At 65.8% G+C, this 15,808-nt stretch carries 13 protein-coding genes; 5 read left to right on the top strand and 8 right to left on the bottom strand.

The window, feature by feature from the left end:
• Positions 1-446 precede the first annotated feature (446 nt).
• The 3 genes from CAG41_RS28640 to CAG41_RS18215 form a co-directional block, all read right to left on the bottom strand.
• Entirely contained in the window at positions 447-3,059 is a 2,613-nt protein-coding gene (locus CAG41_RS28640; RefSeq protein WP_170930292.1) for a hypothetical protein, read from the bottom strand.
• A gap of 145 nt (positions 3,060-3,204) precedes the next feature.
• Positions 3,205-3,600 (bottom strand): YbaN family protein, encoded by a 396-nt coding sequence (locus CAG41_RS18220; protein WP_085577879.1) that lies wholly within the window; start codon positions 3,598-3,600, stop codon positions 3,205-3,207.
• Between the two features lie 10 nt (positions 3,601-3,610).
• The gene (locus CAG41_RS18215; protein WP_085577878.1) at positions 3,611-4,198 is read right to left on the bottom strand and encodes a YecA family protein; all 588 of its coding nucleotides are present in this window, start codon (positions 4,196-4,198) and stop codon (positions 3,611-3,613) included.
• Positions 4,199-4,615: 417 nt separating this feature from the next.
• On the opposite strand from CAG41_RS18215, the gene recQ reads away from it, so the two are divergent.
• The 3 genes from recQ to CAG41_RS18200 all read left to right on the top strand — a co-directional run bounded on the left by recQ (position 4,616) and on the right by CAG41_RS18200 (position 9,182).
• Positions 4,616-6,745, top strand: a complete 2,130-nt coding sequence (gene recQ / locus CAG41_RS18210; RefSeq protein ID WP_085577877.1) for a DNA helicase RecQ — start codon at positions 4,616-4,618, stop codon at positions 6,743-6,745.
• 135 nt (positions 6,746-6,880) lie between these two features.
• On the top strand, positions 6,881-7,315 hold the full coding sequence (locus CAG41_RS18205) for a MarR family transcriptional regulator (RefSeq protein WP_085577876.1): 435 nt from the start codon (positions 6,881-6,883) through the stop codon (positions 7,313-7,315).
• Positions 7,316-7,442: 127 nt separating this feature from the next.
• The gene (locus CAG41_RS18200; RefSeq protein WP_085707284.1) at positions 7,443-9,182 is read left to right on the top strand and encodes a FimV/HubP family polar landmark protein; all 1,740 of its coding nucleotides are present in this window, start codon (positions 7,443-7,445) and stop codon (positions 9,180-9,182) included.
• Positions 9,183-9,480: 298 nt separating this feature from the next.
• Here the strand turns inward: CAG41_RS18200 and CAG41_RS18195 are convergent, their stop codons facing one another.
• The gene (locus CAG41_RS18195) at positions 9,481-11,670 is read right to left on the bottom strand and encodes a patatin-like phospholipase family protein (protein WP_085577875.1); all 2,190 of its coding nucleotides are present in this window, start codon (positions 11,668-11,670) and stop codon (positions 9,481-9,483) included.
• 71 nt (positions 11,671-11,741) lie between these two features.
• Here CAG41_RS18195 and CAG41_RS18190 point away from each other — a divergent pair, with 71 nt between their 5' ends.
• Positions 11,742-12,029 (top strand): SelT/SelW/SelH family protein, encoded by a 288-nt coding sequence (locus CAG41_RS18190; protein WP_085577874.1) that lies wholly within the window; start codon positions 11,742-11,744, stop codon positions 12,027-12,029.
• On the opposite strand, the gene CAG41_RS18185 is transcribed toward CAG41_RS18190, so the two are convergent.
• Both CAG41_RS18185 and CAG41_RS18180 read right to left on the bottom strand, forming a co-directional pair.
• Positions 12,023-12,916 carry a DMT family transporter gene (locus tag CAG41_RS18185; RefSeq protein ID WP_085631088.1) on the bottom strand — a complete coding sequence of 298 codons (894 nt, stop codon included), beginning with the start codon at positions 12,914-12,916 and terminating at the stop codon, positions 12,023-12,025. The genes CAG41_RS18190 and CAG41_RS18185 overlap by 7 nt on opposite strands.
• A 72-nt stretch (positions 12,917-12,988) precedes the next feature.
• The gene (locus CAG41_RS18180) at positions 12,989-13,753 is read right to left on the bottom strand and encodes a helix-turn-helix domain-containing protein (RefSeq protein WP_085577872.1); all 765 of its coding nucleotides are present in this window, start codon (positions 13,751-13,753) and stop codon (positions 12,989-12,991) included.
• Positions 13,754-13,888: 135 nt separating this feature from the next.
• Between CAG41_RS18180 and CAG41_RS18175 the strand changes: the two genes are divergently transcribed.
• Entirely contained in the window at positions 13,889-14,704 is an 816-nt protein-coding gene (locus CAG41_RS18175; protein ID WP_085577871.1) for a UDP-2,3-diacylglucosamine diphosphatase, read from the top strand.
• 139 nt (positions 14,705-14,843) lie between these two features.
• Here CAG41_RS18175 and CAG41_RS18170 read toward each other — a convergent pair whose 3' ends face one another.
• Positions 14,844-15,434: an HD domain-containing protein gene (locus tag CAG41_RS18170; RefSeq protein WP_085707283.1), complete on the bottom strand. Its 591-nt coding sequence runs from the start codon at positions 15,432-15,434 to the stop codon at positions 14,844-14,846.
• A gap of 23 nt (positions 15,435-15,457) precedes the next feature.
• Entirely contained in the window at positions 15,458-15,769 is a 312-nt protein-coding gene (locus CAG41_RS18165; protein ID WP_085631090.1) for a DUF962 domain-containing protein, read from the bottom strand.
• Positions 15,770-15,808: the final 39 nt, after the last annotated feature.

Here is a 15,808-nt window from a genome sequence, read left to right as displayed (position 1 = left end):
GGGTTGGGGGTGGGTTTGAACATGGTGTAGCTCCTTGAGAAATGGAGCCGTCAGCCATCGCTGCTAAACGAATGGGTGGCGGCTGTACGCGGGTTAGCAGACCAGGCTCAAGGATCCCGGCGCACCGAAGTGCCCCACGCAAAGCCGCCATGACGCATTCAGCGGAGCTCACGTGCCTTGAGAATTGCCGGGCTGCTAAACCCGATCACTGATTCGTCAGCGACCGCCAAACGATAGAACCCGCCCCCAAGGCGCACAAGACGGCGGATTCTGGCGTAGCTGTAGGCAATGGCGCAAGGTGGCGTGGGGTGGTGGGAGTGGTTTTAAACGGAAGTAAACAGACTCGATAAAAAATGAAGTGCATAGCCATTTCGGTTGAAATGGGGGCGTATAAATAAATCCGGATAAATCTATCCGTCCCCGTTTCCGCGCATGCCTCACTGCCGTCAGCTCATACCGCAGACCAGAAAATTGTCTAGGTGGTAGTCATTGCCATGCCGGGCTGATCGTGAATTCACAATCTCGATCAATACCGTTCCTGTTGTCGCCACCGCTTCATGTGCAATGTAGAACCAGTTGGCGTTGTTGACGGTAAAAGCTTGAGATACCGAATCTCCAATCCGTATTGAAAGCACGGCGGGGTTTCCTGATGAGAGATTGAAAGCTCTTGCTTCAGCCTGGAATCGGTATCTTCTACCCACTATGACGTCGTAGGTTTTATGCAGGACGACACCAGCATGGTATTCGCCGTTTGAAGTGTTGTTGTGTAAGTAATAGGCGCCCGGTGAACCAGCAAATATGATTTCTGCACCTGCTGGTCCTTTGTTCCAGCCTCCTAGTGACAAATTGTTGAAATCCACTGAGTCATACAGTTCTTGCACTGTCAGTGTCCGCACGTTCGAATAAGTGTCAGTGTCGTGATAGAGCGACTTGGCAAAGAGGCGCCGAACGCCAAACGGTAGTGTGACCGCCAACTGCCAAATCCCGGTGGTGGCGTCGGCGGTCGCCGTACCTTTGGACTCTGCAATTGAACTATCGCCGTCGTACACCTCGACCTTCTGCCCCGCCGTCGCTGTGCCGGTGAGCGTTAGGCTTGTGTCGGCGGTGACGCCGTCGTCCGGGATCTCGACGCCCTTTGAGTCCTTCACCGACGTGAGAGTCGGCGGCTCCAGTTCGACCGCAACACCAATCAAGAACCCCAGCGGATTGGAATAGCTCACCTTGCCCGTCTCGGCCCGCTTGATGCTGTAGCTCGCCGTCAGCGTCTCCCCGCGCCGGGCCTCGAAGTGCTGCTGCACGAACGCGGCGCTGAGGGTGAAGACGACGTCCTTGCCGGCGCTGAGGGCGTTGAGGGTCTTGCTGTCTTCGTGGAGCACGCCGCCTGCGGCGTCGCGCAGCTGCCAGGTGACCACGTCCATGGGCTTGGTCGGGGTGGCGAGCGGGTTGGGGCAAGTGACCGCGCTGGTGCCGCCGGCCAGGTCCTTGGGTTCGAGGGCGCCGTCCTTCTCGCCGAGGACGGTGGGCTTGACCAGCTCCAGCTGCGGCGCGCCGACGTTGAGCAGCGCGGCGTGCAGGGAGCCGCGGCTGACGATGGTGCCGTTGTCGTCGGCGAGCAGGTTGTAGGACAGGTCCAGCGTGCCGCCCTCCAGCGTCTTGAGGTGCCGACCCTCGACCGTCACCGTGAAGCCGGCCGGGTCGTCGGCCTCGGCCTTGCTGGGGAAGTACCAGTCCAGCACCGGGTCGTAGGTGGTGGTGTCGGGCCGGGTGCCCAGCCACTTGAGCTCGATGGCCATGCCTTCCTGGATGAGCGGGTCGTAGGGGATGCGCACGCGCACGACCGGCAGGTCCGGGTCGAGGGCGCCGTCCTGGGCGTCCTCGGCGACGGGCGCGGCCAGGCGCTTGGGTTCGCCGACGAGGTTGACGAAGCGGCCCTTGGAGAGCAGGTCGGGCGAGCCGCCGCGCTCCACGCGGTAGCTGAAGATCGCCTGGGTCTTGGCCAGGTCGCGCACCTTGAGGTTGGGCACCTTCAGCTCGACGATGCTGGGCAGGTTGGCCAGCGGCTGGCCGCGCACCTCGGCGGCCACCGCCTCGCCTTCCAGCGTGGTGCCCTTGAGCACGGCGACGATCACGTCGCCCAGCTTGAAGTCGGGGGCCAGGGCGATGATCTGCACGGTCGCGTCGGCGTCGCCCAGGGCGTCCAGGTCCAGCGTGTTGTTGACCGCCTCCTTGACGATCGGCGCGCCCAGCCGCGAGTGGCCGGTGTCCACCACGATCCGGGTCTCCCGGCACCAGTCCTCGGCGGCGTTGTCGACCCGGTCATGCAGCGTGAAGGTCACGGCCAGGCCTTCGGGGCCCGAGTCGCCGGCCTCGAGGATCACCGCCTCGCTGACGTGGACGTTGAGGGGGTTGGCGTCAGGGTCGTCGACCTGCGCCTGGGTCACCGGCGCCGACCTCACCAGCACGCCGCCCCAGCTCAGGGTCACCACGTCGCCCACGGCGATGTTGGGGTAGACGGGCTTGGCCGGGCGGCCGGGCTTGGCCTTGATCACGATGTCGACGCCTTGGGCGGCGGTGTCCTTGTCGATGCCGCCGGCGACCAGTTCGGGGTCGATGTACTGGAAAAGTTCGGAATGGGCGCCGTCCTCCGGATCCAGGTCCTGGCCGCCGGGCAGCTCCAGCTTGACGTGGAGCTGCACCGCCGGGGCGAAGGGCTCGGGCAACTGGCTCAGGCGGGTGACGATGTAGCCCAGGGTGTGCGCGCCGCTGGCGATGCGCCCCGGCACCACCCACAGGGTCACGCGCTCGTTGACCTCGCTGTCCTGGGTGAGGGTGTGCTGGTCGACCTTGCCGTTGTCGAACAGTAGCTCGACCTTGTCGCCGCGGCTCATGTTGGCCCAGGGCAGGATGTGCACCTTCAGGCCCTTGCCTGGGAAGTTGTCCAGGGCGGCGGCGCGGTTGATGCCCCATGAGCCGTCAGGCAGCTGGGGTTCGGTGCGGCCGGGGATCTCGGGCTCGCGCAGGGCCAGGGGGGCGACGGTTCGCAGGGGCTGGATGAGCATGGCGCAGACTCCGGTGCGGGTGGGCGACGGGGTCATTGGAAGCCGGAAGGGGAAGGGTGGCTACTGTCAGATCTGACAGGGGCGGGCGGGTTTGCGACCGGCGGTCATGCGCCTGCGGCGAGGGAGCAAGCGCCCTCGCCGCAGGTCAGGTTTTTTTCAGGGTCTTCTGCCGCAGGATGTAGACCGTCACCAGCGTTGCGCTGGTCAGCATGAACCCCCGGGCCCAAGGCAGCGGCACCAGATAGCACGACAGCAGGATGCTCGCCCACATCAGCCCGATGGCGTAGACCTTGCCCTTGAGCGGAATGCCGTTGCCGTCGAGGTAACCGCGGATCCACGGGCCCAGCTTCGGATGCTCCACCAGCCAGCGGTAGAAGCGCTCGGAGCTGCGCGCGAAGCAGGCCGCCGCGAGCAGCAGGAAAGGCGTGGTGGGCAGGACGGGCAGGAAAATCCCGATCACCCCCAATGCCACGCTGAGCCAGCCGACGGCCAGCAGGAGGTAGCGCAGCATCAGGGGACGGTTGCCTATGGGGTTGTCCATAGGCGGGAACTCAGTGGTGGCGAGGCTTGAGGATCGCCGGTTTTTCGTCCGGCGCCTGGCACAGCAGGTACAGCGCGGTCAGGGCTTCCGGGATCTGCACGATCATGTCGTCCATCAGGTTGGCGTCCTTGGCGATGTCCTCGAACTCCGGCTGCTCGTCGAACAGGCCCGAGCCGACCATGATCGGCAGGAGCATTTCGCTGACTTCGTCTTCGGCGGTCTCGAACCAGGCCTCTTCACGCAGGAATACGCCTTCCATGAAACCGATGCACCAGCCGCGCAGCTCGGAGTCGTCCGGCTCGTCGCCCAGGTCCAGGTCGCACGGCAGCTCGAACTCTTCGTCGGAGGCCAGTTGGCGGGCGATGTGGGCCTTGAGGCCGATCAGCGTGGCTTCGATCTCTTCGCGCTGGGCGTCGCTGGTGTAGTGCGGCTCTTCGGCGAACAGCGCGTCGATCCATTCACGGTCCGGCACCACGTCCGAGCAGATCGACAGGGCGGTGAGGTAACCGTGGGCGGCCACGTAATCCAGCGCCTCTTCATGCAGCTCGTCGGCGTCGAGGAAGACTTGCAGGCGGGTCAGTTGCTCAGCGAAGGACATTACGGGGCTACCTTGGGGGAATAAACAATGCGGGAATTCTAGGCCTTCTTGAGCCCTCAAGCCAGCCGCACGGCAGATTTGCCTGAAATCCCGGTTCACGGTACAGGCCCTGTGGGAGCTGGCTTGCCAGCGATAGCGGTGGCAATGTCGGAATTGATGTTGAAGGTGCCGACGTCATCGCTGGCAAGTCGAGTCGTCGCACCGCAGCTCCCACAGGTTTTGTGTTATCCCAAGGTTTCGTGCAACCGGCTTCTCAGCGGCGCCCTGCGCAGGGAGACGCTCGGGTATACTGCCGCGCTTTGCGATCCCTGCCGGCATGACGATGATCATGCAATGCGCCCTTACGTTTTGTTTAAGCAGCCTCGGCTGCCCTGAACCAGCCTGTGCAGGGATGTTTCGGTGATTTTTGGAGTTTCTATGCTCGAACAGGCTCAGCGCGTCCTCAAGGACATCTTCGGCTACGACAGTTTCCGTGGCCGCCAGGGTGCGATCATTGAGCGCGTGGCCAGCGGCGGCGACGCCCTGGTCCTGATGCCCACCGGCGGCGGCAAGTCCCTGTGCTTCCAAGTGCCGGCGCTGCTGCGCGAAGGCTTGGCGGTGGTGGTGTCGCCGCTGATCGCGCTGATGGACGACCAGGTCGCCACCCTCGAGGAACTGGGCGTGGCCGCCGCCGCGCTGAACTCCACCCTGAGCGCCGAGCAGCAGCGCGACCTGGCGGCGCGGATCCGCCGCGGCGAAGTGAAGATGCTCTACCTGGCCCCCGAACGCCTGGTGCAGCCGCGCATGCTGAGCTTCCTGCAAGGCCTGGACATCGCCCTGTTCGCCATCGACGAAGCCCACTGCGTGTCGCAATGGGGCCACGACTTCCGCCCGGAATACCTGCAACTGGGCCAGTTGGCGGAAATGTTCCCCCACGTGCCGCGCATCGCCCTGACCGCCACGGCCGACAAGCGCACCCGCGAAGAGATCGTCACCCGTCTGCACCTGCAGAACGCCGAGCGTTTCCTGTCGAGCTTCGACCGGCCGAACATCTTCTACCGCATCGTGCCCAAGGAGCAGCCGCGCAAGCAGTTGCTGGCGTTCCTCGGCGAGCGGCGCGGCGATGCCGGCATCGTCTACTGCCTGTCGCGCAAGAAGGTCGAGGAAGTCGCGGCGTTCCTCACCGAGCAAGGGTTCCCGGCGCTGCCGTACCACGCCGGCCTGCCCAACGACCTGCGCGCGTACCACCAGCAGCGTTTCCTCAACGAGGAAGGCCTGATCATGGTCGCCACAGTGGCGTTCGGCATGGGCATCGACAAGCCCAACGTGCGGTTCGTCGCCCACCTGGACCTGCCCAAGTCCCTTGAGGCCTACTACCAGGAAACCGGGCGCGGCGGCCGTGACGGCCTGCCGGCGGATGCCTGGATGGCCTACGGCCTGCAAGACGTGGTGATGCTCAAGCAGATGCTGCAGAACTCCGAAGGCGACGAGCGCCACAAGCGCCTTGAGCAGCACAAGCTCGACGCCATGCTCTCGCTCTGCGAAGAGACCCGCTGCCGCCGCCAGGCGCTGCTGGCCTATTTCGACGAAGACATGCCCGAGCCTTGCGGCCATTGCGACAACTGCGTCGACGGCGTGCAGACCTGGGACGCCACCGAACCTGCGCGCCAGGCGTTGTCGGCGATCTACCGCACCGGCCAGCGCTACGGCGTCGGCCACCTGGTGGATGTGCTGCTGGGCAAGGACAACGAAAAGGTGCGCAGCTTCGGCCATCAGCACCTGTCGGTGTACGGCGTCGGCAAGGCGATGAGCGAGGGCGAATGGCGCTCGCTGTTCCGTCAGTTGGTGGCCCGGGGGCTGGCCGACGTCGACCACGAAGGGTACGGCGGCCTGCGCCTGAGCGACACCTGCCGGCCGCTGCTCAAGGGCGAGGTGACCCTGGAGCTGCGCCGCGACCTCAAGCCGCAGGTCAGCGCCAAGGGGCTCAGCAAGAGCCCGGCCAGCCAACTGGTGCGTGCCGAAGAGCGCGAGCAGTGGGAAGCCCTGCGCACCCTGCGGCGCAAGCTGGCCCAGGAGCACGGCGTGCCGCCTTACGTCATCTTCCCCGATTCGACCCTGGTGGAAATGCTGCGCAGCCAGCCGACCACGCTGGCGGAAATGGCCCGGGTCAGCGGCGTCGGCGCCCGCAAGCTGGAGCGCTACGGCGAGGCCTTCCTCGAAGTGCTTGGCGGCGAGGCCGAAACGCCGAAGGCCGTGGCCGACGTGCGGCATGAGCTGATCACCCTGGCCCGCGCCGGCATGACGCCGCTGCAGATCGCCGGCCAGTTGCAGTGTTCGGAAAAGAACGTCTACAGCATGCTGGCCGAGGCCATCGGTCAGCAGCAGTTGTCGCTGGAGCAGGCGCTGGATCTGCCGGAAGAACTGATGGGCGAAGTCCACGACGCCTTCCTCGACGGCGAAGGCGAACTGCCGTCGGTGGCCGAAGTGGCGGCGCTGTTCGGCAGCCGGGTGCCGGAAGGCGTGCTCTATTGCGTGCGCGCGGCGCTGCAGTCGGAATTCGAGATGTGAGCCTGGGCTTACACGACCCGTTGCTTTGATGTAACGATTCAGTGCAAGACATCCTCTTGCCTATAGCCAAATGTCATGCTTAGCTGACTAATAATTAGTTTTTTTCTATTTCTTCAGTCTAACCATGAGTGTTTTATGCCGTTAACCGATCAACACCGCTTTGGCATGCAACTGGCGCAGATGTCCCGTGGGTGGCGTGCCGAACTGGATCGCCGGCTGGCCGGCATGGGCCTGTCCCAGGCGCGCTGGCTGGTGCTGCTGCACCTGGCGCGCTTCGACGAGGCGCCGACCCAGCGCGAGCTGGCGCAGAGCGTCGGCGTCGAAGGGCCGACCCTGGCCCGCCTGCTCGACAGCCTGGAAAGCCAGGGGCTGGTGCAACGCCAGTCCGTGATGGAAGACCGCCGGGCGAAAAAGATCGTGCTGTGCCCCCCGGCCCGGCCGTTGATCGACCAGATCGAAACCATCGCCACGCAATTGCGCCACGAACTGTTCGAGGGCGTGGACGACGCGGATCTGAAGGTCTGCATGCGCGTTCACGCGCACATTCTGGGCAACCTGGAAAAATCCTGAGGCAAAACCCCGTGCCGTTTTTTTGAGGGATCGCGCTGGGCCGACTATAAGAACTACTGGGCAATATCGTGTTCGTACCGGATGTGCGAACGCATAGAAGTCGGTTTTGCTTATATAAGGGATGCTCATGCTCGGAAGTCGGCACGTGGTACTGCGTTGCGCCCGCCCGCTGGTGGTGGCCGGCGTGCTTGTCTGGTCAACCGCCTCCTTGGCGCTGGGGCTCGGTGACATCACCGTGCATTCGGGCCTCGATCAGCCGTTCAAGGCCGACATCGCCTTGCTGGACGTCGGCGGGCTCAGCCAAAGCGAACTGTCGGTCAGCCTGGCCACGGCCGACGAGTTTAGCCGGGCCGGGGTCGAGCGGGTGTTCTTTCTCAATGACCTCAGGTTCACCCCGATCCTGCGGGGCGAGCGCAAGCTGATCCGGGTGACCTCCGGCAAACCGGTCAACGAACCCTTCCTGAATTTCCTGGTGCAGGTCAATCAGCCCAACGGCCGCTTGCTGCGCGAGTACACGGTGCTGATCGACCCGCCGGGCTCGCCCGGCATCGTGCCGGCCACCGACGAACCGGACGTGCGCGCCCAGGACTCCGGTTTTCCTACCCCCGAGGCGCCTGCGCCCACCGCCCCCGGCAAGCCTGCCGCCCAACCGGCCGCCAGCGCGCCGGCCACGCCTGCGGCACCTGCCAACGACGCGTTGGCCGAACAACTGGCGGCCAGCGTCCTGCAGAACCAGCAGTTGCAGAAATCTCTCGATGAGCTGAACGCCAGGCTTCAGGCCCAGGATGTCCAGATCGCCGACGGCAAAAAGCAGGTCAGCGACCTTCAAAGCCGCCTGACCGAGCTTCAGCAGGCTCCGCCACCGCCGGTGGCGGCACCCGCGCCGGCGCCGGTCGCCGCCCCGGTCGAACCCCGGGAGGCGTCGAGCGATTGGCCGTTGTACGGCGGATTGCTGGTGCTGTTTGTCGCGCTGGTGGCCGGCCTGTTCGTGCTTCGCCGGCGCCGGCAGACGACGCAAACCCAGGCTGCGCGGCCGGCCCCGGCGCTGCGCAATGAGCCCCAGGTTGAAGGGGCCGGTGCATCCCCGCTCGCTGCGGTTCACCACGCCGCCGAACACCGTGAGGAATCCGGCGCCGGCCAGGTGCTGGAGGCGGTCGGCATCTATCTGGCCTACGGGCGGCTGGGCGAAGCGGCCAGCCTGCTGCGTGACGCGTTGGGCAAGGAGCCGGAGCGCACCGATCTCGGTCTGCAATTGCTTGAGGTGCTGGGTCGACAGGGCGATGGCGCCGCCTATGACGAACAGGAAAGCCACCTGCGCGGGCAGGGTGTGACGGAGACGGCGCTGCAGGAGATCCGCAGCCGCTGCCCGAAACTGGCCCCTGTCGCGCCGCCGCTGCCGGTCTTGCCCGTGACGGCGGCAGCACCGCTTGTCGCGGCTGCGCCACCGGCGGCATCGGAGGACAGCTTCGAGCTGAACGACGGCGATCTGTCGATGGATTCGAGCTGGGATCTGAACGATGAGCGGCCCGCTGATGCGCTTGTGCAGGAGGCGTCCACGCTGGGCGACAGCCTGGAGATTCTGCCTCCGGATTTCGAACTGCCCCAGGACGCCGATGCCGAAGCGGCGGAGCTGGAATGGATCGCCGAACCGCAGGAACCCACGCTGGACGAAGACTTCCTCAACGCATTCGGCGACCCCGGCAAACCGCCCGAACCGCCCGCCGGCGCCGGGAAACTGGAGCAGGCCCAGACCTGCATCGACGACGGTGACATCGACAGCGCCATCGCCTTGCTCAACGAGTTGCTCAAGGAGGGCGACGAACCCCTCAGGCAGACGGCGCGGACGCTGTTGGCGGGGATCCGCTGAGACGTTTGGGATCTTGCCCTGCGGTGCCTGAGCTGGCGCCATCGCCAGCAGGCTGGCTCCCACAGGTATCGCGGCTGAACGCAGAATCCGTGAACACCTCGGACACTGTGGGAGCGAGCCTGCTCGCGATAGCGGTCTGTCAGCCAAACCACTGGGACTGACACTCCGCCATCGCGGGCAAGCCCGCTCCCACAGGTATTGCGGGCGAATGCCGAATCTGTGAACCCCTCGGATACTGTGGGAGCCAGCCTGCTGGCGATGGCGACAGGTCAGGCGCCGCAGAAAATCCAGGCTGGCCTCAGAACGTCTGCCCCAGATTCAGGTAAACCGCCTGCTCATTCGCATCGTTCAGCCCGTAGCTGAAGTTCAGCGGCCCCAACGGCGTGTCGAACCCGATGAACACACTGGCCGCGTTGATGTAGCCGCTGTCGAACTCGTTGTCGTTGTTCCACGCCCGGCCGCGCTCCAGCGAGGCGCCGGCGTACAGCGGGAAGTCCAGCGGCAGGAACGAGCGCGGGGTCAGGCGGCGGTAATACACGGCGCGCATCAGGCTGACGTTCTGGCCGGAGACCGCATCTTCGCGGAACCCGGACAACTGCCGGGCGCCGCCGAGCAGAAAGCTGGAGACCACCACGTTGGCATCGTCCAGGGTGCGGCCGTAACGGCCGCCGAGCACCAGGGTGTCCGGGCCGCGGCTCATGGCCTTGTCCAGTTTGAACTCCCATTGCCGGTAGCGGGTGTCGGAGCCCAGGCCCGGCTCGAACTGCGCCAGGGTCAGGCCGATGTCCTCGCCCTCGTGGGGGAAGTACACGTTGTCCAGCGAATCGAACGAGTACTTGAGCGCATAGAAACCTTCGTTGAAGTGCTCGCTGGGCTGGTTCTGATCGCCGATGCGCACGTCGGCCTTGCCCCAGGCCTCGCCGATGCCCAGCCGCACCTCGCCGCTGTTGCCGATCTGTCGGCCGACATTGAGGCCGAAGCCGTAGCGCTCGACGCGGTACTGGGCGATCGGGTCGTTGTCGAGCACCGAGTCGACGTTCTGCGCCGCGAACGCCGCGTAGGGGGCGAGGAAGTAGCGCGAGCCGACATCCAGCGGCTGATAGAACTCGGTGTACAGCTCCTGCTTGTCGCCGATCTGCGCCCGGGTCAGCCATTCGGCGCCGAGGCGGTTGATGCCGTTGACCCGGTAACTGGCGCCGAGATTGAAGGCGCTGTCGCCACGCATGTCGTCGGACAGGTTGAGGCCGATGCGCAGGTAGTCGGTGCCGCTGCGCTTGCCCCGGGCGCTGATCACCAGCGTGTGGTCCGGGCCCTTGTGCACCACGCGGTACTGCACCTGCTCGAAGTAGTCCAGGCCGTACAACGTGCCCATGTCGGTCTGCAGGCGGCCCAGGTCCAGCGGTTCGCCGATGTGCTGGCGAATGTAGTAGCGGATCACGTCGTCGCCGACCTTCGAGTCGTTCTCGACCCGGATCGCCGTGATCACCGGCGTACGTTGCCCCGGCGAGCGGGCGGCGGCCAGTTCGGTGTCCTGGGGTTGGGAGGGCTTGAGGCGGGCCAGGCGGGCGTCGAGGATCCGGGTGGCGCGGTAGCCGGCGTCGATCATCTCCTGGGCGCGGCCGAAATCGGTGACGCCGAAGCTCGCCAGCGGCGGCTGGATCAGCACGTCGTCGGGGTGCAGCGCCGCCAGTTGCTCTTCGGAATTGCGCCGGGTCATCAGGGTGATGGACTGGTTCAGCACGTCGACCACCGTGGCCAGTTGCTTGCGGTTGCGCAGCGGGGTGCCGATGTCGACGACGATGGCGACATCGACTCCCATCTCCCGGGCCACGTCGAGGGGAATGTTGTCGGTCATGCCGCCGTCCACCAGCAGGCGGCCGTCCAGTTCGACCGGGGCGAACACCGCCGGGATCGACATGCTGGCGCGGATCACCTGGGGCAGGTGGCCCTTGCGGAACACCACTTTCTCGCCGTCGGCGATGTCGGTGGCCACGGCGCGGAACGGGATCGGCAGTTTGTCGAAATCGCGGGTGTCGCTGGTGTGGGCCAGCAGGCTTTCGAGCATCAGCGCCAGGTTCTGGCCCTGGATCACCCCCAGCGGCAGGCCGAGGCTGCCGTCGTCGCGGAAGCTGAGCTTCTGTTTCACCAGGAAGTCGCGGTCATCCTGCTTGCGCCGGAAGGGCACGTCCTCCCGGGGCGGGGCGTCGGACAGCGCCTGCTGCCAGTCGATGGACAGGGCGAGCTTCTCCAGTTCGTCGATCTTGTAGCCCGAGGCGTAGAGGCCGCCGACCACCGCCCCCATGCTGGTGCCGGCGATCGCGTCGATCTTGATGCCTTGCTCTTCCAGGGCCTTGAGCACGCCGATGTGCGCCAGCCCCCGGGCGGCGCCGCCGGACAGCACCAGGCCGACCTTGGGCCGCGCCGTTTCATCGGCATGGACGAGCAGCGGAAGGAAACCAAGCAGCAGGCAGATCAGAAGGCGACGCATGGTGAGTCTCGGGGCGAGCGATAAAGCCGGCTATTATAGCGGCGCCCTCTGCCTCAGGAGTTTCAGCGAACATGTCCGCCCCAAGACCGGAAATCGTCATCACCTATTGCACCCAATGCCAGTGGCTGCTGCGCGCCGCCTGGCTGGCGCAGGAACTGCTCAGCACCTTCGCCGACGATTTGGGCAAGGTGTCGCTGGTGCCAGGCACCGGAGGGGTGTTCCACATCGCCTGCGACGGCGTGCAGATCTGGGAGCGCAAGGCGGACGGCGGCTTCCCCGAGGCCAAGGTGCTCAAGCAGCGGGTGCGCGATCGGATCGACCCTGACCGCGACCTCGGCCACAACGACCGCACTCAGTGAGACGGCGCCTGGGCCCCGACGGCATTCTTGCCGGAACCGCCTGACAACCGGCTCGACACCACGATGGCGACGATGATCAACGCGCCGCCGGCCAGCATGCGCAGGGTCGGGTCTTCATCGAACAGCAGCCAGGCGACGGTGATGCCGTACACCGGCTCCAAGGCGAACACCACAGCGGCGGTGCGGGCTTTGATCACGGCCAGGCTGGCCACGAACAGGCTGTGGGCGACGCCGGTGCAGAACACCCCGAGCAGGGCGATCCACAGCCAGTCGATGGCCCGCACGCCGCCCAGCTGCGGCGCCGCCACCGGCAGCAGACACAGCCCCACCACCACGTTCTGGCACAGCGCCGCCTGCACCGCGGGGATGCGCCCGGAACTGGCGCGGTTGGTCAGCGACAGCAGGGAAAACAGCAGGCCCGACAGGATCGCCCAGAGCAGGCCGGCGGTGGCGCCGCTGGCCAGGTCGAACGCCGGCGTCACCAGCACCAGGCCGACGCTCACCAGCGCCACCAGCACGATTTCGTTGGTGCGGATACGTTCGCGGAAGACCAGCCCTTCGAGGATCACGGTGAACGCCGGGAAACTGGCGAAGCCCAGGGTCGCGATCGCCACCCCGGCGACCTTCACCGCCAGGAAGAAACTCACCCAGTGCCCGGCCAGCAGCACGCCACCGAGGGCGAGGCGGCGCCAGTCCGCCGCCTGGAGCCGTTGCCAGGCGTTGTGGCTGGCGAACCGGGCGAAGAACGCCAGCGCGAGGACGGCGAAGGCGGCGCGTCCGAACACGATGACCGCAGGCGTCGCGGCGGCGAGTTTGCCGAATACGCCGGTCAGGCCGAACATCAGTGCGCCGATGTGCAGGGCGCCGAGGGCTGTGCGGGGAGTCATTGCGATCCTTGGGAATCGGGTTCAACACAACGACAGTTTAGGGACACCACGCCCGGGATGTCTGTCGGCAGACTATTGTCCTTTGTCGCCGGCCTCGCGGCGCAGGGTGCCGGGCGAGGCGCCGAACTCGCGCAGCATGGCGGCGGCAAAGGCGCTCTGGGAGCTGTAGCCGACCCGGCTGGCGATTTCGCCGATGGGCAGGGCCGTTTCGCGCAGCAGGTCGGCGGCCTTGTGCAGGCGGCGGCTGCGGATGTAGTCCATCGGCGTCTGCCCGCATTCGGCGACGAAGCGCGCGTGCAGGCGGGCGCTGGACAGGCCGGCGATCCGCGCCAGGTCAGCCACCTGCAACGGGTAGGCGGCGTACTGATCGATGTGCGCATCCAGCGCCGCGTAGGGCAGGCGCCGTGCGGCGAGTTCGGCGGGGCGGGCGCTGTTCAGGCTGGCCAGCAGCAGAACCGCGCCCTGGCGGGCGATCAGGGGATCGCCGATCGGGCTGTTGGCCAGCCAACTGACCAACTGGCTTTGCCCGCTGTCCAGCGTCAGGCGCCCGGGACGTTCGAGCAGGCGGCGGCTGGCGTCGGCGTGGTCGCCCAGCGAGTCCGCGACCCACGGCCCCTCGGGCACGTCCAGCACCAGGCAGCGGCTGCCGTCGGGGCTGCCGCAGGCGTGGCGGGCACCGCCGGGAACCACCACGAAACTCTGCTGGCGCACCTGGCTGCCGCAGCCTTCGACCTCGAAGTCCAGCGCGCCGGACAGGCCGAACACCAGTTGCGCGTGGTCGTGGCTGTGGACGATCAGATCGTGTGTGTAATGGCGCAGGGTCAGGATCGGTCGCATGGCCGCAGGTCTCCGAAGTGGCGTTCAGTCTACACCGCCCGGGGGTTTGTGCGCTGTCACGGGACTGACGCACGGTTGTCATGGTCGGTTCACCGCGCAGGCGCAAGCTTTGCAAAACATTGCAGAGGGTTGTCCATGACCAGCGCCGAGCTCGCCAGACCCAGCCGTAAACAACGGGTGCGCACCTTGTGGATCTCTGATGTGCACCTGGGCACGCGGGATTGCCAGGCCGAGCACCTGTCGCAGTTCCTCAAGGGCTACCATGCCGATAAGGTCTACCTGGTCGGCGACATCATCGACGGCTGGAAACTGCGCGGCGGCATGTACTGGCCCCAGGCGCACACCAACGTGATCCGCCGCCTGCTGACCATGAGCAAGCGCGGCACCGAGGTGATCTACGTCACCGGCAACCACGACGAATTCCTGCGCCGCTATTCGAAGCTGATCCTGGGCAACATCCAGCTGGTGGACGAAGCGGTGCACGTCACCGCCGATGGCCGGCACCTGCTGGTGATCCACGGCGACCAGTTCGACGTGATCACCCGCTATCACCGCTGGCTGGCGTTCCTCGGCGATTCGGCCTACGAATTCACCCTGACCCTCAACCGCTGGCTCAACCATTGGCGGGCGAAGTACGGCTACGGCTACTGGTCGCTGTCGGCCTACCTCAAGCACAAGGTGAAGACGGCGGTGAACTTCATCAGCGACTTCGAGGAAGCCATCGCCCACGAATGCGTCAAACGCGAGTTGCACGGAGTGGTCTGCGGCCACATCCACCACGCCGAGATCCGTAAGGTGGGCGAGGTGGATTACCTCAACTGCGGTGACTGGGTGGAATCGTGCACGGCCCTGATCGAGCACTGGGACGGCACCATCGAGCTGTACCGGTTGGCGGATGCGCAGGCGCGGGAGGCGCAGTTGAAGGCGGCCAAGGTGGCTGAGCTGGCCTAGCTAGCTGCCCGCACTGACGCCATCGCCAGCAGGCTGGCTCCCACCGGGTTCAGGGGTGAAGGCAGAATCGGTGGTCGCCGCCAATCGAAGTGGGAGCCAGCCTGCTGGCGATGAACCGCGCAGCGGTTCCCAAGGTCACTCAGGCCGGGGTGTGTTCCTGCATCGCCGCCTGGTAGATCGAATTCTTCGGCGCGGCGAACACCCGCTCCAGCATCGGTTCGAAGAAGCTCAGCGGCAGCGTGTCATAGGCCGGGTCGAACGCGGCGGCGTCGTAGCGGGCACAGAATTCCACCGTCGCCTGGTACTGCGCGTGTCCCTTGAACTGCTCGCGCAGGTGCCGGTCCATCCCCAGGTGATGGAAGAAGTAATAGCCCTGGAAAATGCCGTGCTTCTCCACCATCCACAGGTTCTCGGCGCTGACGAACGGCTTGAGGATCGCCGCCGCGATGTCCGGGTGGTTGTAGGAGCCGAGGGTGTCACCGATGTCGTGGAGCAGGGCGCAGACCACGTATTCCTCGTCGCGGCCGTCGCGCCAGGCGCGGGTCGCGGTTTGCAGGGAGTGGGTAAGGCGATCCACCGCAAACCCGCCGAAATCCCCCTCCAGCAATTTGAGGTGCGCCAGGATCCGGCCGGGCAGCTGGCGGGCGTAGGCGCTGAAATCGGCGGCGATGATCGCCCAGTCTTCCTGGGTGCCGTCCTCCATGTGGGTGAAACGGGCATTGGCGTTCATCGGCCGTCCTCGTTTGCTGGGTTCTAGAACGGCACGCGGCCCAGGATCATGTCGCGGTACATGACGAAGTCGCCGAGCAGGCTGTAGAACGGATGCTGGAAGGTGGCGGGGCGGTTCTTCTCGAAAAAGAAATGCCCGACCCAGGCGAAGCCGTAGCCGGCCGGCGGCAGTGCCAGCAACAGCAGCCATGCGCCCTGGGCGATGGCCAGCGCCAGAATGAACAGCACCAGTGTGGTGCCGGCGAAGTGCAGGCGCCGGCAGGCGCTGTTGCTGTGCTCGCTGAGGTAATACGGATAGAACTCGGCGAAGCTGCTGAAAGGCTTGAGCGTGTCCACGACTGCGATCTCTGTGGTTATTGTTCTGATGGCGAGTTG

The organism is Pseudomonas sp. B35(2017) (genome assembly GCF_002113645.1).
GTDB lineage: Bacteria > Pseudomonadota > Gammaproteobacteria > Pseudomonadales > Pseudomonadaceae > Aquipseudomonas > Aquipseudomonas ekonensis.
Note: the sequence above shows the minus strand (reverse complement) of the source record. Positions and strands in the feature narration are given on the sequence as shown.

Bases quoted from the DNA above. Each gene is read 5' to 3' on its own strand.
- CAG41_RS28640 (WP_170930292.1), bottom strand. From the start codon at position 3,059: ATGCTCATCCAGCCCCTGCGAACCGTCGCCCCCCTGGCCCTGCGCGAG.
- CAG41_RS18220 (WP_085577879.1), bottom strand. From the start codon at position 3,600: ATGGACAACCCCATAGGCAACCGTCCCCTGATGCTGCGCTACCTCCTG.
- CAG41_RS18215 (WP_085577878.1), bottom strand. From the start codon at position 4,198: ATGTCCTTCGCTGAGCAACTGACCCGCCTGCAAGTCTTCCTCGACGCC.
- recQ (WP_085577877.1), top strand. From the start codon at position 4,616: ATGCTCGAACAGGCTCAGCGCGTCCTCAAGGACATCTTCGGCTACGAC.
- CAG41_RS18205 (WP_085577876.1), top strand. From the start codon at position 6,881: ATGCCGTTAACCGATCAACACCGCTTTGGCATGCAACTGGCGCAGATG.
- CAG41_RS18200 (WP_085707284.1), top strand. From the start codon at position 7,443: ATGCTCGGAAGTCGGCACGTGGTACTGCGTTGCGCCCGCCCGCTGGTG.
- CAG41_RS18195 (WP_085577875.1), bottom strand. From the start codon at position 11,670: ATGCGTCGCCTTCTGATCTGCCTGCTGCTTGGTTTCCTTCCGCTGCTC.
- CAG41_RS18190 (WP_085577874.1), top strand. From the start codon at position 11,742: ATGTCCGCCCCAAGACCGGAAATCGTCATCACCTATTGCACCCAATGC.
- CAG41_RS18185 (WP_085631088.1), bottom strand. From the start codon at position 12,916: ATGACTCCCCGCACAGCCCTCGGCGCCCTGCACATCGGCGCACTGATG.
- CAG41_RS18180 (WP_085577872.1), bottom strand. From the start codon at position 13,753: ATGCGACCGATCCTGACCCTGCGCCATTACACACACGATCTGATCGTC.
- CAG41_RS18175 (WP_085577871.1), top strand. From the start codon at position 13,889: ATGACCAGCGCCGAGCTCGCCAGACCCAGCCGTAAACAACGGGTGCGC.
- CAG41_RS18170 (WP_085707283.1), bottom strand. From the start codon at position 15,434: ATGAACGCCAATGCCCGTTTCACCCACATGGAGGACGGCACCCAGGAA.